Consider the following 18,395-nt stretch of genomic DNA (forward strand, 5'->3'; position numbering starts at 1 on the left):
AGTACAAACAATTCAAAAACTTAGAAGAGGATTTTACCTATACTTGGATTATTGTATCATTTTCTGTGGACAATGAATACTTTGTAATCCAGTTCTTTCACAATACTTTCATCAAGCTTGGTAAATGAAAAGTCTAGTGTTTTTGCCTTTTCATACATGATACTATCTATAATGAGACTGTTTGGTAAGGCATAGGGATTTATCTTAAAGCACATGTTAACAGATTCTCCAAATATATCGCTGACTATCTTGTCTCCTCCTCCCACTATTTGTATGGAGCCAAACGTGGAGCTGATTCTATAACCTATTCCAGGCAAGCCTTCTGATTCCATTTTTTTGTTTATGGCACTGCTGGATTCTGCAAGGTTCAAACAGCAGTCAATGCTTTGCTGAAAAACATTATCAGACCCTACTGGAAAATAAAACAAAATTGCATCATCAATAAATTTGACTGGGACTCCCTTGTGTTTTCTTACAATCTCAATGACAGAATCGCTAAAAATCTCATAGTATCTTCTTTTCTGTTCTTCTGAAAGACTTTGTGTGATTTTAACTGACCCTACAAGGTCAACTAAACATACACAGGATTCTTTTTTTTCCTTGGAGAATTGTGAAAGTAAATCCTCTTGTCGCCTAATGATGTTTTCTCGTTTTGTAATTGCTGATACTGTTTCCTTTATTGTCTTTGTCATGGAATCAAATGACTTTGATAATTCCTCAATCTCGTCATTTGTTTCAATTTTTGTCTCCACATCAAAGTTCCCTTTGGCTACCAATTCTGCAGCAGACTTTAGCTTCAAAATTGGCCTTGAGAATTTTCTGGATAAAAAGAATGTCACAATAGTTGCTGCAACTATTAGTGCTCCGCTAACCAGAATTATCTTTGACTGTAAATCATATACTGGAACTAATATGGCCGACTCGTCAACTTCAGTGAGTAAAACAAATCCTAAATCACTTCTACAATGTGACACTCCAAAAATTTCAACACCTCTGTAATCCAAATATTCCAAACCATCCACGCTTTTTCCGTTTTCAAAACATTCCTTAACTGGAACTGTGTTTACTCTTTGGTTGAACGCAGCATTGTCTATGAAAATGGATTCAGATATCATCATTTCATTTTTGTTTACAAGGTATACTTCACCAGTCTCATCCAGACCAAACCTGCTTTGCAGAATGTCATCAAAAACAGAGCTCGTCATGGTTGCAGTAATTACTCCCTGCTGTGCAGAGCTCTCAGATAGTATGGGAACTGTAATTGTCATCAAGCGTTCTTTATTGTTATCCTGAATGAATTTCACAGTGGTTTGGGTAACTTTGTCTAGACTTTTTGCCAGCGTACCAATTTGTTCAGGATTGTTCAATGAATAAATCACACGTCCAGGTGAGCTGATGATTGCAAAATCTCTTAGTCCAGCATTTAGCTGATCCCTCTGAAAATTCATGACTTCATTTTCCAGTGTGAGTTTTCGTTCGTCAAGTAGTTTACCAAATGTTATTTCATCTACACTGAAGGATAATGCAGAGAAAGTATCAAAGAGTACTGGGTTTCTTGCAAGTTCTTGGAGAAGCTCAATGCGATTATCTATAATTGAACCAATGGTACTTCCCCTGTTGTTTGCTTCGGCTCTTAATGCTGATTCAACATCATTTTTTATTATGGATTCAGCTACAGTAAATGAAAGTGTACTTGTAATTACGATTGAAACAATCGCAATGGATAGTACTAAAACGATTAACTTTGAACTAATGCTTATGAATTTTTTTACCATTCCAGTATTTTCATCTCACGCCCAATTATAATAATTCTGTTCCTGTAAACAACAATTCTATCATTGTACCATTTTTTCATTATTTTGCACATCATGATGTCAAAGCATAGAGTGTTATCTGCAAGTAAGCTATAAAGCTGACTAGTGTAAATATGAAGTGTAGATTATACTAATTATGCGAGGACAGAGTTATCCTGCGTTTTTGAGCCAGAGAGACCACCTAACTGTTCTCGCAATTAACTTACAAAAATTTGCCAGATCATCATGCATAAATCACCGAAAGGATAGAAAATAAAGATGAGTTCCAAAAAATCCTCAACCATATCGTTTAGGCTAGATCAAGACCTGTTAGACATGCTAAAAAAAGAATCAGAAAAGCAAGACATCTCTGTAAACACACTGGCTAATCAAATTTTCAAGCGATACATAGAATGGGGAAGATTTGAGCCAAAGGTTGGCATGGTTCCAGTCGCAAAGCAAATCCTTAATGCATTATTCAAAAAAATTAATGAAAAAGAAACCATTGAGCTTGCAACAAAAGTCGGCAGGGACATCGTAAGGGACATGGCAGTATTCATGAAAGGAAAGATGGACTTGGATTCATTTTTGTCTTGGTTTGAAACCAGAATGAAGGCATCTGCATTTGAAATGAATCACACCATAACAAACGAGCATCACTCATACATTGTAAAGCATGACATCGGATACAACTGGTCGTTATACCATCAGAAGGTTTTGGAATTGATCTTCACTGACATTTTAGAAAAAAAAGTCAATATAGAAATCAGTGAAAGCATGATGAAGATTGCTTTTGATGAATGATCAGACTACCTTGACGCTCCCCTTCATCCATGGATGAAGTACACAATAGTAGTCATAAAATCCCGCTTCATCAAATGTCTGTTCATAGGTATCATCTTTCATGAGCATGCCAGAATCAAACAAGCCATCAACACTAGTTACCGTGTGAACTGAAATATCAGAATTCTTCCAAACTAGAGTGTCACCTACGTTTACCTGTGTTATTTTTGGATTGTAGGACTTGTTGGATGATTTGATGGCAGAATCCTTTTCTATTTCACAAGAGTTTGTCTCTACTACCTTTGTTATTTCATTAGATGGTTTTTGTGTTGCAAGCTCATGTAGTGCATGTGAATTAGTTATATCGAATTCAATTTCTGTAATTTCACCATCAGGATCGGCGTTTTGTAGTTCATTAAAAACTTGTTTTTGCCATTCCCACATGTAGATTGATTTTGTCTTTGCAATGTCTACTCCATCTACTGCATTTGTTGGTGGATCAATTACATCAAAGTAGGCCATTGTCCCCTTTTCCTCTGGGACTCCGTGAAGATGGAAGAGATACCTTCCAGATTCTTTCCATTTGGCCTCAAATATTGCTGCATTTCCTGGACTTACCTCAAATGTCTGAGTCTTGATTGGATCATTTTCCCATAGTCCTGATTGAATAGTATCAAAGATTGTTCCATGAATGTGGAATCCAAATGCTGCAATTGCACCCATATCGATATAGTATAGTCTGACAAGTTCACCTGTTCTTACTGGCAATGGATTTTGCCAGTACTGGTCAGAGTATCCGTTAAAGAAGACATAATCAGGTGTCCAAGTCTCTTGGTCCTGGAAGTCATACTCTCCCTTCACTAAAACATATTCTCTTGCTGGTTCTAATCCTTCTTTTGGATCTACAATGAATGCACCATACAAGCCGTTGCGTATGTGACTTGAAACTGGCATTACGTGACAATGGTACATCAAGGCTCCAGCTGGCTCTGCTATGAAATCATAAGTGTATGATTCGCCTGGAAGAACTTCCTGAAATACTCCATCATTTTTTTCGTTATGATCTCCATGAAAGTGCATTGTGTGTGGAAGCTTTCCATTGTTGATAAAATCAATGATTACCCTATCTCCTTCTGTTGCACGCAATGTTGGGCCAGGTATAGTTCCGTTAAATGTCCAAGCCTCGACTCTAACTCCTGGTGCAATCTCCAAAGTCGTATCCTCTGCATAAATGGTGTAATGAATAGTGGAGGGGGTGTGGACAGAAGACTGATCAGCAAAAGATTGGACGTCTAAAGGAACTTGACCATCAAGTAATGCAACTCCAAGAACAACTCCAGCTGCGGCGATTGATAAGATCATGGTTGTAGTTCTGTCCACGAGATATAATCCTAGTAGAATGTTTTAATGAGAACGTTTACAGTGCAATCAATTGCAAACCTACACTTTATGATGAATGATCACTTTGTATTCTAATGGCACCAATATGCAAAGGTCAGTGTGTAAACTTTAAGACCGAATGGTATGAAAACCGATTAAGGTACCAGAATGGGTTAAAATGGTGTGCAATCTGTTCACGATTTTTGAGGGAATTAGGGTTTCGATGTCCTTGCTGCAATACAAAACTAAGGGTTAGATCAAAACATGGACGAAACGCAGTGATAGACCGTATCTAGATCATTTTGCTTGAATCAATGGAGATGCTAATTCAAAAAAAGACTTGTTTGGTATGCAATCTATTAGCTCAACCAATCGAGAAAACATTTTCTGATGTACTGGACTTTGATGTATTTCCCTATGCGTAGATTCGTCTTTTAATTCCAAAATTATGGTATATTTTTGGCTGTTTCCCATGGGCTGAAGGAGTTTTCTGCTGATAAAACCATCAAACTTTGCAAATTCAGAGTTTGACCATTCAAACCATTTTAAAAAATCATTGTTCTTTCCTTGTTTTATTTTTGGAAATTCAATTATTCCCACAAACATGTTTTGTTTTACAGATTATGTTAGTTAAACTGCATGTTTACAGTGCAATATGTTGCAAATAAATCACAAGTAAAACGAGGCAGTAAGATCCTTGGATGAAGTAAATGTAATGCTTTGTGTCTTTTCGTTAAACCAATTACAAACACTCAGGAACATCATGTATGACTCCATTCCGCTCTCTTTTTTACTCTCTATCGAATAGATATTAATGAAATCATTTTCATGGAAATAGGTTGCCTAAGCCCATTAGTTTTAGTTTAAACAGGAAAATGCTCGTATTGGTATTGAGTGTGTCTCTGATTTCAATTATAGTAACTGCCTTTTTCACTTTTAATTTTGCTGATTCTATATTAAAGGAAAATATCTTAAATCAATTAGAAGAACAAACAAACCAAAGAGGAGAATTAGTTAGATATCTTTTTGACAATAAAATACAACAAGTGGTATCTCTTGCTCAAGCCGCTCCAATTCAAAAATCATTATTGGAGATAAATGAAATTACTGATGAGGAAGATCTAAAGTCTAAACTTTCAGAATATAAAATTATTTTGACTATTGAAAGTAGAAACTTTCAGATCACCGATGGCCTTACATTCGGTTTGAAAGATTTACTGATATGGGACAAAACTGGAAGATTATTTTTCTCATTAAATGAATCACAAGAACACGCCAAAATAGCAGATGAACTAAACTTTTCTAACAATCCGACATCTGCCGTCAAGCTAATTCAAGACAGCTCAAATGGTATGAGGCAGATGGCAATATACACACCAGTGTATTCTTCAGACATTGTTTCACCACAGATAATAGGTCACATCGTTGCCTTTACAAGCACAGAGGAATTAGACCAAATCCTTTCAAATAGAAATGAACTGGAAACTACTGGAGAGATCTATTTAGTTAACAACGAGCGTTTTATGGTTACAGAATCTATTTTTGTCAACAATGCCCCATTTAATCAGAGAGTGGAGACAATACCTGTTTCTGAATGCTTTGATAATAATCAAAGCTATAGTGGCACTTACAACGATTATCGTGGAAATTCGATCTTGGGTATTTCTTTTTGTGATACAGCAAACGATCTTGTCATGTTAACTGAAATGGATGAAAAGGAGGTCTTACATCCACTCTTTGAATTACAAGAAAAAATAATTTTTATAGGAATTCTATTGATGATCATTGTAAGTAGTACTACTTTCTTTCTTTCTAAACGTATTTCAGAACCAATAAAAAAACTTGGGGCAGCTGCAAATGAAATTGCTAAAGGAAATTTTAATGTAAAAACTAACATCAAAACACGTGATGAGATAGGTTATCTTTCGTCTTCATTTGACGCCATGTCAAAAAAGCTTCAAGAATCATTGATTGCCATTAATCTAAGAGAAGAAATCATAAAACAACAGGAAGATATTCTCTTACAGTTTTCTGAGAAAAATGAAAAATGCTGTGTGTGTATAATTGACATCATACAATCAACCATGCTTACAGATAAATTATCAGATGAAGAAACTAGGGATTTTTATGGAATTTTTATAAATTCTGTAGCAGAGATTGTAAAAAAATTCAACGGAATAGTAGTAAAAAACATTGGAGATTCTTTATTGTTTTATTTTAAAAAAATAGATGACAATCAACAAGATTATCTGAAAAATGTAATTGAGTGCTGTCTGGCAATAAGTGATTCAAATCCAGAAATAAATAAAAAAATGAATAAAGAGGGTTTACCAGGAATCGCCTGTAGGACTAGCATCACTTACGGCCCTGTCAGTATTGCAAAAGTAGCCACCTCCTCAGTAGATGATATTTTTGGGGCTACTGTTAATCGATGTTCAAAGATTAACCGATTTGCCATTCCGAATGGAGTAGTTATTGGAAGTGATATCTATGAACCAATCAAAAATTTCAAGGAGTATAAATTTCAGAACATGAATACTTCAAAACAAACAGAAGCCGTGTATTCTGTTTTTCTCATAACTCGAAAATAACTCTCAAATAATTTTTTAGAAAATAACAAAGATTGATTTTGATTATTCTTCCTTTAACTTGCTTTCTTGGAATGGGCCAGATTCGTACCAAAAATATCTGAAATAGTCAAGACACCACTCATGAAATCTAGGATTATCAGAATAAAATAGTTGGCTGATATCGGCTTCACCATCCTTTGTTGGAAAAGACACGCATGCATCTTTTTCGTTGAGAACAACAATTGTTTGAACAGATGGCGTCATTCTACGTTCTATCACTCCGCTTTCTAAAAGTTCTGTGAAACCATGTTTGTTTAACGTTTTTTTCCTTCCTTTAGGCACTATTGCATTTTCAGATAAAATGTAGTGAATGTTTACCTTGTCGTTTTTAGCTTTTTTCAGCAGGGGATCTATCAAATCAATTGGAACTTCGGAATGAATCTCATAAATGTAATACTTGGCATTTTTGTAAATTTTTTTCCAATGTTCCAAAACCTTTGCAAAGCCTTTAACGTAAACACCAGTGGAAAGTGATCCTATTCTTTCAATAAACTTTAGCGGTAGATCACCAAAGTCATTTGTCTGAAAATAATTCTTATGTTTGGATAGAAATATCATTGATGGTATCTGTGTACAGATTACTCTGCCGTATTGCGTGACTGTAAAGTTTCCATCCTTATCTTTTTCCACCAGTCCAGCACTTGTCAGTCTTTCAAAGTTTCTGTGCACTTCTTGCACAGTGGAACCAATGGTTTTTGCCATTTTGGATAATTTTGATTTTTCTTCAAGAAGATGAAAAAGTATATCCAGCCTCTGTTCACTGGCCAGTTCTAGAAAGTCTTTTGCAGCATTTCTGTATTGATAATCCAAGAATGGGGAATAGCAAATCCTGTTTAAATTAGTTTAGAATTTGCCTAGTTTCTTCCCTTGTGAGATCTTCCAACTTGTTGGCAAGGTCTGCATCAAAGTTGTTCTTTGAAATTAAAAACATCGCAGAATCACCCATCAACGCCACATAAATTGAGTATGTTTTTCTCCGATGAAATGAAAACTGCAAGTCACCTAATTTTTTATCAAAGTCCATCTGCATACGAATTGTCAGCATTGATTGAATTGCAATGGATGCCCAATCATCAGCGTTCAAATGTTCGGTATGGGAATCAGACGATTTTAGACAGTTAATCAGATTTCCATGCTCGTTGATTATCCCTGCAAACACGATTGCATCACTTTTGATCAATTCATCATACGATTTTTTGGCTATGACTCCTGGTATGTTCATGCATTTACCTCCCAATAATTGAAGAACATCGCTGGTTTTGAAAGATCTAGTGAATCATAGATTAGTTGATCGTTTTTAATCGTGACAATTGCACCGTATTTGAAAAAATACGTGAACTGACGTTTGTTCCACTTTATCACTATGCTTGCGTCATCCTCTATTGCACGAAATACCTTGCTGGTAGGAATTGACTTTTTTGTTTCGTAAAGTAACTTCCAATCTCCAAACATATCATATGATGTAACGTTAAATGCCTCTCTCAATTTTAAAACCTCGTGAAAGTTAGCAGTGAGCTAACTCTAGGAAATCACATGAGTTGCAGATCTTTGCTAGGACTTTTTTGTGCGGTGATCTTGCCCCAACTACAATGTTAGTATCTACTTGTTTAATGTCTGATGAACATTTTGGGCAATTTTCCATAATAGTATTACTGACTCTTTGAATATAATACCTATTCAAAATGGCTGATAACTTTTCATAACTCTAGCTTAATCTTTGTTAATCAGATGCAGAAACTGTCTGAGAAAATATTGTCGAGCCTTTGTTTACATTGCAATCAATTGCAAACATACTCAATATATCGTTGGCATGCTTATGCAAAGGATGGAGTCCTTACGACAACAAACTGTTTTGAATAGGATGGGTTACTCTGATAGGGAAAGAGTCAGAAGAGCACTTGATCTGTTGTTGACAAACAGGAGACATGAGTTTCGTGAGTTAGCCATTACAATCGTAAAGGGCATAACAATACCAATACCATGGGAAGAGTGGGATGAATTTATTCTCAGTATTTGCTTGGAAGTATACGATTCCTTTGATGTATGGACTGGTAAGAAAGAGATTGAGGCAAACTCTGATCTAAAGACTTTGATCATTTTACGTCAGCTTGCCAAAGGAAGGATTACAATGATGCAGCTTACCCACCTCTTAAACATCGCATACTATATTGCATCTGAGTTTAAGGTGATTTACAGGCATAGTCGGTGAATCGGTACAGACCTCTTGGAATTTCGCTCAAGAAATGTTTCCAGAGTTCTTTTGATCTCCAGCATATCTAGAATAGGTCAGGATTTGTTTTAAACTAAAGGTATTTGATAAAATTAAACATCTAAATACATTTGAAAATCTACAAAAAACATGCCTGAGATAATCTGCAAAGACTGTGGAAAGCGCCTATTTCATGAAAATGAGACCACTTTAAAGATTGAAGAAGCAATCCATAAGAAATTCTGTAGGAAAAAGGAAGGAGAGACTCAAAGCTACATGCATAGGGATTATCAGCATATGGATACCTTTGACCCAGAAAGAACCAATGATGCAAAAGGTAAACCAATTTTAAAATAACTTTCATTCTAAATTATTTTCGTTAATGAGTCAAATAGAAGAATTACACAATTTAGGACAAAGAAGTTTCAATTTAGGAAATACAAAAGAGGCACTTGTACATTATAACAGAATTTTAGACATTGATCCAAATGATGTCAAGGCACAATTAAAGATCGGAAACATATTGAGCAAGCATGGAAAATATTCTGAAGCAATTGAACACTATGATAAGGTATTAGAAATAAACGATTATGACATACTTGCTCTAATCAATAAAGGACTTGCGTTACATTATTTGGAAAGATATGACGATGCAATAAAATGCTATAAAATAATTTTAGACAAAAATCCAAATAGTGCAATCACATTATACAATTTAGCATCAAGCCTTGTAAAACAAAATAAAATTAATCAAGGATTAGAACATCTAAAGAAAGCAATAAAGATAGACTTTTCATACAAAGTAAAAGCAAGCAGAGATATTGATTTTCAACACATCAAAACGAAAAATGAATTCAAGAAAATCATCTTATGAAAAACCAGAATGTTTCAAAATATATTCAAATTTTTTTCTGCATTCATCACAAGAAATAATGTGATCATAAAACCTTTTGGATATTGATGCGATGTCAGTGGGAATTGTTTCATCTACAATTTCATCAGATTGTTTTTGAACCTTTTTAGAGTTAGGAAATTTTTCCTGAATTTGTTTAATGACTTTTGTGTATTCAGTTTCAGAGTTTTGATGCATTATAGAAAGTATGTTATTACCATAATTACCAACAACCATACCAGAGTTTGTAGTTATTTCAAATGATTCATCTATATCTGGAGAATTGCCAGGTTGAAAAATAAGGCTAAAATTCGAGATGAGAAAAATTTTCAGATGATCATAGCTTTCCTGTGAAAAATTCTCAAAGGCATCCATGAAATATGATAGAATTCATGCCTAAAAAACCCTCAAAATTATTATTTTGGTTTAAAATCAACTTCAAAGTGACAAAAGAGTTTCATTATGATGTCGTAGTTGTCGGTGCAGGTCCAGCTGGTTCATCATCTGCATACATGGCTTCAAAGAATTCATGTAAAGTTGCTCTATTAGAAAAAGAAGATGTTGTTGCCCAATCGGTGAGAACTAGTGGAGTCACATGGATTAAGGATATGGACTCTTTTGAGATTCCAAAAGATTGCTATAATCCAATAAAGAATTTTTCATTCTGTTCTCCAAATAATGTAGTTACTATTTCAGATGATATTCCAAGAGCTGCAGTCTTAGATGTAAGAAAGACATATCGTTGGTTAGCAGAACAGGCCCAAAGTGAAGGGACTGAATTATTTACAAAAACAAATGTAATTGATGCAATAAAGGATTCAGATGGAAGAATTATCGGGGTGAGAGCATCGACTCCAGATGGAGAAGCAGTGTTTTACGGAAAGGTGTTCATTGATGCAAGCGGGTTTGGAACAGTTGTTGCAAAATCCTTAGGATACACAACAAAATGGAAGCGATTTGGAGTAGGCGCAGAATACGAAGTCAATGCAGAGAATGTAGTCCAAGATACATGGTGGTTGATGGTAGGTCAGGAATATTCTCCTGCTGGTTATGCATGGATTTTTCCTGTTGGTGGAAAAAAAGTCAGGGTAGGAGTCGGCATTGGAAAACCAGAATCTGCTGTGGATCCGACAGAAAGATTGAATGACATAATTGAAAAAAAATTAGGTCCAGTCAAAGATCTAGGTAAGATAGACAAGATAGAATTCCATTACGGCTTAATTCCTAATGATGGATTAACCCGTAAGACTGTTTATGATAATTTGATTTTAGTTGGAGATTCTGCAGGTCAAGCAAATCCACTAGTACTTGAAGGAATTAGATATGCGATTAGATTTGGTCAAGTAGCTGGGCAAGTAGCAGCAAAGGCAATAGGATCAAACGATACGTCGGAAAAAAATTTGCAAGAATATGAACAGGTTTGGAAAGAAGCCATCCAGTCAAAGATTACATCAGCTGGAAAGGTCCAAGCAAGGTGGATTGGATTATCAGATAAAGAGTGGGATAAAGAATTAGACATCATCAAGGAATTGTCTGCTGAAGAATTTTTGGACTTTATTAAAGCAGATTTTGGCCTCTCAAATGTAGTAAGACTTGCCACACACCATCCAAAGATTGCAGTAAGGCAGCTTTTCAACATGGTAAAAGATGTGGTCAAAAGATGAAAAATTCAAGGATTTATCCTTGAATTTCATGAAAACATGGACCGGATAAGCCCAGTACTGCTAAAATAATATGACATATACCAATTCGTTTGTTTGAGATAAACATCCAAGCATAATATTGTAATACCAGGTTACTGGTATTATGCTCATTTTAATAGCAGATGATAATGCGTTTACTAGGAAAATTTATGCAGACGCATTCTCAAAAAAAGGCCATATAGTTACGACAACAAATGACGGTAATGAATGCATAACAAAATTCAAAACCAATTGGATTCAAAACAAAAAGTTTGATGTAGTGATTCTAGATTATAGTATGCCACAAAAGAATGGGGACGAAGTCGTAAAACAGATTCTTTCAACAGATCCGAATCAAAGCATTCTAATCATTTCAGCATATGAAGCAGAGAAGTTAAAGTCTGTGTTTCATATTTTCAAGGATAAAGTCGAAATTGTACAAAAAGGATTTCCTATTGAAGCATTAGTTGAAAAAATTGAAACAAAGAGTGGACCATGAATCAATTATGGAATGACGAAAAAGTCATTAACAAACAGATCATGATATTCTAGTTGTGCAACATATGTTCCAGATGAGAATGGTTTTGATAACACTTCATTAAAGTGACCAGATGATGTATCCTTCAATCCAACTTCATAAACACGTTCTCCTCTCTGATTGAAGATGTCAACAAAGAGATCTTCACTAAAAGACAATGTCTTTTGAACAGCTCCAGAGAGCAATAGTTTGTTGTCTTCATACTGCACCTCAATTACAGCTGAGCGGGATCGTGATGGTAAGTATCTCTCAATTAATCGATTTAGCTCCGAGAGTTTGTCACTTGTCTTTTCAGGATTCTTTTCCTTGAGGGCAAGCTCAATGTCATTAATTACAGATGCAAATCTTTGGTTATTTGTAGCATAGTTATCACCACCAAATCTTTCAACAAAGGATTGTAGTTCCTCAAACTCTCTTGCTAGTTCCACCATATCAAGGTCTTGAGAGGAATACTTGCGGTCAACTTTCTCTGCTACATTAACAATTTGAGATGCCTTTTGATTTTGATACTGAAGCATGACAACGTATAATCCAGGTTCTACTGGAGCCTCCCATTGTGTGAAAAACACACCCTCCTTTGTATCAGTGAACTTTAGATTGCTATGGGTTGTCCCATCCATCTCGTAAACTGTGAGATAGAGGTTTTCCCTTCTATCAAAGATGGGTTTGTCTACAAATCCAGACATCACCCAAATGTCTTGCTCAGGATCATAGGATATGTCATAAATTATCTTGTCATTGTTTAGTGCCAAGTATTCACTTAGGTAATTTCCTATCTCGTTAATTTTTGTCTCTGCATCAACAAAGTTTCCATGCTCTAATAGATCGTATGCATCATCAGTCATCTTATTGTATTCAGATGAGCGCTTATCAAAATCAGCATTGTAGAAATTTGCAACGACTTGTGAGTAGGAATCTAGCTTCTCCCTGAACTCTATACGCCGTAATTCATCTTTGCTGTATCCAACATCAGAACCAAAAGGATCATCAGCATATGCCTCAGATACCTGTCGCCACTCTTCAAACAATTCTCGAACCATGTTATCAGCAGCATCTAAATCATTTTTGATTATCAGATTTCTTGCCACATCAATTCGTTCATTCATTGAATCAGTGAAATCAGTGTAACCAGGAAGGAATCTGTTTTTTCTCAAGCTAAGGTCAACAAGATTTTCAATTGATTTTGCTCTTTGCAAGATGTCCGAAGCCCTAACTTTGTATGCATCTTTTGAGTAAGAATCAAGTTCATTTTTAATTTCTGGTGCCTTTGCACTTACCCAAGCAAGTAACACCTCAATTCGATCAATTTTGCTTACTGTGGGGTTTCCATCTTCGAGCTTCTGAGCTGTATCTAGTATTTTTAATGCATTATCAATCAGGTAGAGGTTCTTTGTATCTGCCTGTAGTTCTGCCTTAGTTCTCATTGTCTCATACTGAAATTTCAAAATGTTAAGCGGGTTTCTTTTTTCTCTTAACTCATTAATTGATGAATCAAATTCAGACACGATAACTAAAATCTCATCAACAGAACTTGCGTTTTGTACCTCTTCTAGAAGGGATTTCCAACCTGCAGTCATTGCAGAGTCAATTTGGCTCTCATTTGAGATTTCCACGGCTTTTGAAATTCTGGAGGAGATGTCAATTACGTTCTTCATATCCTCAATATCTGTTCTTGAATCAAGAATATCATCAACTGAAGATGCAAGCTCTAGTCGCGACTGAAGATCATCCCAAGAGGGCATAATCAAATTTGCAAGCTCTGAATTATTATCAACATCTGATGTGATAAACCGGTCAACATTTTCCAAGTCTCTCAAAAGGAGTGATGCAGAGTATAGTTTTCCTACCCGCTCTCGTGATTCTAGAAGTTCCTCAATTGTTTCCTTACCTAGTAGGGATTCTCGAGTATTTTCCCAGTTTGAATTTACTAATCTATAAAGAGAGTTATCCTTTCTTGAGATAACGTCTAGATATCTTGATTCAGATAACAAGTCAAGTAAGTCATTTAATTCAGTAGCATAGACAGGGGCAGTACCCCTTGCAAAGATGAATGCAATTTCTTCTTTGACATTACGATTCATAATAGAACCAGTCTTCTTCATGAGATTCAGAAGAGTCTCTTCTAGCTCCTCAAAGGTTCGAATTTTTGTAGGAGTTATCTTTACTGGATCAACGTTTTGTATTGAGACAAATACGTCTTTAATTTTTTCAATTGCAGTATTTGCATCACCAATTTCATAATAAAATAGTGCAGAAAAAGTATCCTTGTCTATATTTTTTGCAAGATCAAAGGATAGTTTACTAGATTCAATCAAGGAAGAAGTAGCATCAAGAGATGAAGTAATTACCGGCCTAAACTTTGGATCAATTTCAAATAATTCATCTTCAATGAAAAAATCAACCCATAAATCTGCATATAGTACCTCTAGTTCTTGGAGCGAGGACGTACCAAAGGAAACTGCGTTTAACCTTTCGCTATAAACCAAAGTGTTTACATTAGTTTTCTCATTTAGTGATACAATTTTTTCAGAGATTAGATTTTTGGCATTATCAAAATATTCTTGAGAGGAAGGTTCTTTGTATACTGTAGTCAGAACCCTAAAAGATGCAGTTGAGATCTCTTCACCATAAAATAGTTTGACAGTGTAATCTCCAGAAAGTCCACATATGCTTCCCTTTAATGGAATGCTATCTGTTACAAAAGCACCACTAGGTAATGGAGATATTTGTTGAATTTGGCAAATGTCGCCGTTTGGATTGATAATTTGTAGAATCAAAAAAGATTCTGGATCAATTAATGCGATATTTCCAAAAATAAAGAGTGATTCACCTTTCTGGAAATCCCCGAAATTATCAAGTAAGCTGATTTTTGAGGTTTGTGCGTTAGCATAGACTGGCATAAAGAGTAGAATAGAGAATACTATGACCAAAGTGTGCCGATACACTGCGATTTCAGACACAGTAAATCATACTTAAAACATACTATAAAATTATACGAATTGCCGATATTCATCGCTTTTTACTTTATATTTCAGACAATTTTTGTGTAAATTATGTGATGGCAACCACAGCAAGGTAGTTGCCATCACCGGTATTTGGCACGCGGTCGGTCTGGATGCTTTCAATATGGTACATACAAGAATTATGAAATTGCTCAGGTGTTCTTGTACCACAAATACGACAAATCATACTAATGACTTCCTTACATTGAGCGCACTGAGTACAATCATCTAGTACTCCTCCGCACAATCTGCATGATTCATCTGGCAATTTCTTTTCAAAATGAATTTTGAAAAATTGAATATAAGATAAACGTAGAACTCGTTCATATCAAAGCTACTAATGACTACATTGAAATTACATGAATCTAAAAATTACATAGTGGACAAAATTCAAAAAACATTTGATGATTGGGCAGAAAATGGTCGATCTGAATTAATGGAAAAGGAACATGCAAAAACAGTTCTAAAATTTATCAATACAATAAAATTCAAAAAAAAGTTTAGTTTTGTAGATGTCGGATGTGGAAATGGATGGGTAATTAGAAAGATATCAAGTAACGAACACTGTCAAAAAGCAGTGGGAATAGATAAGAGCAAAAAAATGATTGATAATGCAAAACTAAAATCAATATCGAAGAAAGAAAAGTTCATTCAAACAGATATTGAATCATGGAAAACAAAAGAAAAATATGATTATATTTTTTCGATGGAATCTCTATATTATTCAGAATCAGTAGAAAATGCTTTAAAAAAAATTTACAAAATAATTAAAGATGGGGGGCAATTTTTTTGTGGAACAGATTTTTACAAAGAAAATAAAGCAACAACAAATTGGTCAAAAAAAATGGGTGTAACTATGCATCTTTATTCAGAATTAGAATGGAAGAAATTGTTTTCGGATGTAGGTTTTCAAGTAAAAACAAAACATGTTAAAAATGTAAAAGGAAATAGGAAATGGAAAAGAGAATTAGGAACATTGTTCATTATCGGAACAAAATAAATTTAATGTTTTAAAGTTTTAATTTTTTCTCTGAAGAAAAATAAAATAAATACAATGACAAGAGTTAGAATTAGCAAAAAGACATAGAGATATGAATCATCTATTGCAGAATCAGACAAACTATCATCGACAATGGTTTTAGGAATTACTTGTTCAGGATCATCTACAGCCAAAAAGCTGGTTGTAAAAATATCAGGTCTCAGTACAGAATCAGATATAACAAATAATTTGATATTATTAGCGCCAACTCCAAGCAAAGAGGTTTCTTCTGGAGACAATTCAATATTTACCAGATCAGCAGGGATTTCAAGTGTACCAGCAGAGACTACAAGACCTTCAGGATTAGATATGAAGAATTGAATCTGAGAAGCAGAATCTGTTTGAATGGAAAATCCAGATTTTTCACCCCTTATAACAAAATCAGGCACGCCAACGCCCACAATCTTTGGAAATCGGACATTCTCAAATTCGCCCCAGTAGCCTGCTCCAAATGGGTATGATTCATCAGCAAATGCATTAACCTGAATCGTTCTAGATTCAGGCGAATAGCCATCTAGGTAATAGGGCCCGTTACTAATTACAGCATGATTATACTTTTCAATCCAGTTTATCGAGGATACATATCTAGATTCAAAGTAATGTTCATCAGATACAAAGGACTCAAGCGATTTGGGAACAAAGTTAGAGTCGCGGTATTTTTCCAAGTATTCCTTAATGATTTGAGAATCCTTTGGAATTATCAAAGAGAGCCAGTTTACATTTTTACTTACAGCGCCAGAACGCGAAAATGATACTTTGCCATCCATTACTGCCTGCTCCATAGAAGCAAAAATTTCCCAGGGCATACTGCTCCACATGGATGCCCAATCAGCAATCTCGGCATCATCAAAGTGCCAATAATCGACATACACATCAATAGTGTCATCATCAATAGGAACAATTCCCACAAGAGTATTCACTACCTGTGCAGCTCTTGGAGTAAATTCCGTATCAAAAGTTTTGTCATCATCTTGTTTTTGTGAACCCCACTCCAATGTAAAATAAATAGAATGCAAGATGTCATTCATGTCCATTGGTCTACCATGATGCCAGTTGCCAAGAGTCAAATCAAATCTAACTTTACTTGTAGCTTTGATACCATCCTTGACTTCAACCCAGGATTTTGTGTTCGGATTCCAAATAATTGCCTCGGATGGAACATTTAGTTTCCCGTTTGGTCCTGCAGTTTCAACTTTCCAATTTGATCTAATTGGGAATGTTTCGCCGGTGTAAGGATGTTTAAACAGTGCAGGATCAAAAATGGTGTACCAGATTTGAGTACTGTAGCTATCACCTAGTCCCATCACAGGATTCCAGGCTCCTTGATAAATCTGCTTTACACCAATGTTAAGTGTATCAGAAGAAGATCTCGAATTAATTGCAGTAAAGCGACTTGGAACGCCTGCTCCAAAATCATTTACAACTCCCAAGACATTTTCATTTACAACATATTGATCAATTTTACTTGCTAGAAAAATTCGTACCGATTCACTTATTGCTTCAGTGGTTGCCTCTTGAATTAAGCTTGTTCGTTCAGTAGAGGATGAAAAATTTCCAGTATAGATTCTTTGAGTTATTCCATCAAGATAATCATTTTTGTAGTTCCAGTATGATGGGTCGTTGAATCCAGGCATGTTTGAGAACCATGGAGAGTACATTTGTGCCAAGCCAAGGGAGTCATATTTTACAAATGCAGAGCGCCCAGCCCATCCTTCAGTATACAAATTCCATTTTAGATCAGATGGATTAGAACCATAAACTACAACAAATGCCTTATTCAAATCACCAAAATCTTTTGTGACTGTAAAACCAATCTTTTCAAGATTGGAAGCTAAGATTTCACCTATGGATTTTCGCACAGGATCATCGCTTCGGATAAAAATTGTGATATTAATTGGATCTTCCCCGTAAAACCATTTACCATTCATTGTAGTTGCACCGTTTTTTTCTAAAGCATCAGATATCATTTTGTCAGCAAGTGAGGGATTGTAACGGAATTGAAACTCTTCTAATTGATTCAGAATCAATAGATAATCAGTGTCAAAAGGCCCGTAATTTGAAATCATAGTAGTTCCAAAACCACCCATTAATTCATTGACGATAAGTTTTCTATCGATTAGATAATTCAAAGCAAACCTTACATCACGAATAGAAAAGGGGTTAAACTCTTCAGATTCTGCAGGATTTACCAGTATACTGTAAGAACCCCCAGTAGAATCATAGACGTTTATTCCTTCTCGTGATTTGGTATTTTCAATTCTGTCAGAGGATATTCTGTAGTAGTAAAAATCAAGATTGCCATTTTTTACTTCCTCAAGGGCAGTATTTTCATCAAGATATTGAATGAATTTTATTTTGTTTGCGTATGTTCCTTGTTCTGCAAAAATTGAATTTGCACTTAAAGGGATTACAATTATTGCTAGTAAACAGACTAGCAAAAATCTCAT

General features: G+C 35.2%; 17 protein-coding genes. 8 read left to right on the forward strand and 9 right to left on the reverse strand.

Annotation, left to right across the window (positions count from 1 at the left end; translation table 11 throughout):
• Positions 1-56: 56 nt before the first annotated feature.
• Positions 57-1,775: a cache domain-containing protein gene (locus tag C6988_RS07605; protein WP_182134450.1), complete on the reverse strand. Its 1,719-nt coding sequence runs from the start codon at positions 1,773-1,775 to the stop codon at positions 57-59.
• Between the two features lie 297 nt (positions 1,776-2,072).
• Between C6988_RS07605 and C6988_RS07610 the strand changes: the two genes are divergently transcribed.
• Positions 2,073-2,597: a hypothetical protein gene (locus tag C6988_RS07610; RefSeq protein ID WP_182134451.1), complete on the forward strand. Its 525-nt coding sequence runs from the start codon at positions 2,073-2,075 to the stop codon at positions 2,595-2,597.
• Here the strand turns inward: C6988_RS07610 and C6988_RS07615 are convergent, their stop codons facing one another.
• Positions 2,598-3,956, reverse strand: coding sequence for a multicopper oxidase domain-containing protein (locus C6988_RS07615; protein ID WP_255464396.1), 1,359 nt, complete (start codon positions 3,954-3,956; stop codon positions 2,598-2,600).
• Positions 3,957-4,253: 297 nt separating this feature from the next.
• Complete coding sequence (locus C6988_RS07620) at positions 4,254-4,562, reverse strand: antibiotic biosynthesis monooxygenase family protein (protein WP_182134452.1); 309 nt, start codon at positions 4,560-4,562, stop codon at positions 4,254-4,256.
• A gap of 290 nt (positions 4,563-4,852) precedes the next feature.
• Between C6988_RS07620 and C6988_RS07625 the strand changes: the two genes are divergently transcribed.
• Positions 4,853-6,547: a HAMP domain-containing protein gene (locus C6988_RS07625; RefSeq protein WP_182134453.1), complete on the forward strand. Its 1,695-nt coding sequence runs from the start codon at positions 4,853-4,855 to the stop codon at positions 6,545-6,547.
• Positions 6,548-6,589: 42 nt separating this feature from the next.
• On the opposite strand, the gene C6988_RS07630 is transcribed toward C6988_RS07625, so the two are convergent.
• Genes C6988_RS07630 through C6988_RS07640 form a run of 3 tightly spaced genes read right to left on the reverse strand, consistent with a single transcriptional unit; the run spans position 6,590 to position 8,071 of the window.
• Positions 6,590-7,396, reverse strand: a complete 807-nt coding sequence (locus C6988_RS07630; RefSeq protein WP_182134454.1) for a helix-turn-helix transcriptional regulator — start codon at positions 7,394-7,396, stop codon at positions 6,590-6,592.
• A gap of 28 nt (positions 7,397-7,424) precedes the next feature.
• Positions 7,425-7,808 (reverse strand): hypothetical protein, encoded by a 384-nt coding sequence (locus tag C6988_RS07635; protein WP_182134455.1) that lies wholly within the window; start codon positions 7,806-7,808, stop codon positions 7,425-7,427.
• A complete protein-coding gene (locus tag C6988_RS07640) occupies positions 7,805-8,071 on the reverse strand; it encodes a hypothetical protein (protein ID WP_182134456.1) in 267 nt (88 codons plus the stop codon). The genes C6988_RS07635 and C6988_RS07640 overlap by 4 nt, the downstream gene beginning before the upstream one ends.
• Positions 8,072-8,411: 340 nt before the next feature.
• Between C6988_RS07640 and C6988_RS07645 the strand changes: the two genes are divergently transcribed.
• The 3 genes from C6988_RS07645 to C6988_RS07655 all read left to right on the forward strand — a co-directional run bounded on the left by C6988_RS07645 (position 8,412) and on the right by C6988_RS07655 (position 9,669).
• Positions 8,412-8,795, forward strand: a complete 384-nt coding sequence (locus C6988_RS07645) for a hypothetical protein (RefSeq protein WP_220463418.1) — start codon at positions 8,412-8,414, stop codon at positions 8,793-8,795.
• 150 nt (positions 8,796-8,945) lie between these two features.
• Entirely contained in the window at positions 8,946-9,152 is a 207-nt protein-coding gene (locus C6988_RS07650) for a hypothetical protein (RefSeq protein ID WP_182134458.1), read from the forward strand.
• 25 nt (positions 9,153-9,177) lie between these two features.
• Positions 9,178-9,669: a tetratricopeptide repeat protein gene (locus C6988_RS07655; protein ID WP_182134459.1), complete on the forward strand. Its 492-nt coding sequence runs from the start codon at positions 9,178-9,180 to the stop codon at positions 9,667-9,669.
• On the opposite strand, the gene C6988_RS07660 is transcribed toward C6988_RS07655, so the two are convergent.
• On the reverse strand, positions 9,664-10,062 hold the full coding sequence (locus C6988_RS07660) for a hypothetical protein (RefSeq protein WP_182134460.1): 399 nt from the start codon (positions 10,060-10,062) through the stop codon (positions 9,664-9,666). The genes C6988_RS07655 and C6988_RS07660 overlap by 6 nt on opposite strands.
• A 68-nt stretch (positions 10,063-10,130) precedes the next feature.
• Between C6988_RS07660 and C6988_RS07665 the strand changes: the two genes are divergently transcribed.
• Complete coding sequence (locus C6988_RS07665) at positions 10,131-11,351, forward strand: NAD(P)/FAD-dependent oxidoreductase (RefSeq protein ID WP_220463419.1); 1,221 nt, start codon at positions 10,131-10,133, stop codon at positions 11,349-11,351.
• A 142-nt stretch (positions 11,352-11,493) separates the two neighbouring features.
• On the forward strand, positions 11,494-11,868 hold the full coding sequence (locus tag C6988_RS07670) for a response regulator (protein ID WP_182134462.1): 375 nt from the start codon (positions 11,494-11,496) through the stop codon (positions 11,866-11,868).
• A 5-nt stretch (positions 11,869-11,873) separates the two neighbouring features.
• On the opposite strand, the gene C6988_RS07675 is transcribed toward C6988_RS07670, so the two are convergent.
• Complete coding sequence (locus C6988_RS07675) at positions 11,874-14,867, reverse strand: hypothetical protein (RefSeq protein ID WP_255464401.1); 2,994 nt, start codon at positions 14,865-14,867, stop codon at positions 11,874-11,876.
• A gap of 421 nt (positions 14,868-15,288) precedes the next feature.
• On the opposite strand from C6988_RS07675, the gene C6988_RS07680 reads away from it, so the two are divergent.
• A complete protein-coding gene (locus C6988_RS07680; protein ID WP_182134463.1) occupies positions 15,289-15,909 on the forward strand; it encodes a class I SAM-dependent methyltransferase in 621 nt (206 codons plus the stop codon).
• Positions 15,910-15,911: 2 nt separating this feature from the next.
• On the opposite strand, the gene C6988_RS07685 is transcribed toward C6988_RS07680, so the two are convergent.
• Positions 15,912-18,395, reverse strand: a complete 2,484-nt coding sequence (locus C6988_RS07685) for an ABC transporter substrate-binding protein (protein WP_182134464.1) — start codon at positions 18,393-18,395, stop codon at positions 15,912-15,914.

The sequence above is a fragment of the Nitrosopumilus sp. b1 genome, from assembly GCF_014078545.1.
Lineage (GTDB): Archaea > Thermoproteota > Nitrososphaeria > Nitrososphaerales > Nitrosopumilaceae > PXYB01.

Excerpts from the sequence above, each read along its gene's own strand:
- C6988_RS07605 (WP_182134450.1), bottom strand. The coding sequence starts at position 1,775 with ATGGTAAAAAAATTCATAAGCATTAGTTCAAAGTTAATCGTTTTAGTA.
- C6988_RS07610 (WP_182134451.1), top strand. The coding sequence starts at position 2,073 with ATGAGTTCCAAAAAATCCTCAACCATATCGTTTAGGCTAGATCAAGAC.
- C6988_RS07620 (WP_182134452.1), bottom strand. The coding sequence starts at position 4,562 with ATGTTTGTGGGAATAATTGAATTTCCAAAAATAAAACAAGGAAAGAAC.
- C6988_RS07635 (WP_182134455.1), bottom strand. The coding sequence starts at position 7,808 with ATGAACATACCAGGAGTCATAGCCAAAAAATCGTATGATGAATTGATC.
- C6988_RS07645 (WP_220463418.1), top strand. The coding sequence starts at position 8,412 with ATGGAGTCCTTACGACAACAAACTGTTTTGAATAGGATGGGTTACTCT.
- C6988_RS07650 (WP_182134458.1), top strand. The coding sequence starts at position 8,946 with ATGCCTGAGATAATCTGCAAAGACTGTGGAAAGCGCCTATTTCATGAA.
- C6988_RS07655 (WP_182134459.1), top strand. The coding sequence starts at position 9,178 with ATGAGTCAAATAGAAGAATTACACAATTTAGGACAAAGAAGTTTCAAT.
- C6988_RS07660 (WP_182134460.1), bottom strand. The coding sequence starts at position 10,062 with ATGGATGCCTTTGAGAATTTTTCACAGGAAAGCTATGATCATCTGAAA.
- C6988_RS07670 (WP_182134462.1), top strand. The coding sequence starts at position 11,494 with ATGCTCATTTTAATAGCAGATGATAATGCGTTTACTAGGAAAATTTAT.
- C6988_RS07685 (WP_182134464.1), bottom strand. The coding sequence starts at position 18,395 with ATGAGATTTTTGCTAGTCTGTTTACTAGCAATAATTGTAATCCCTTTA.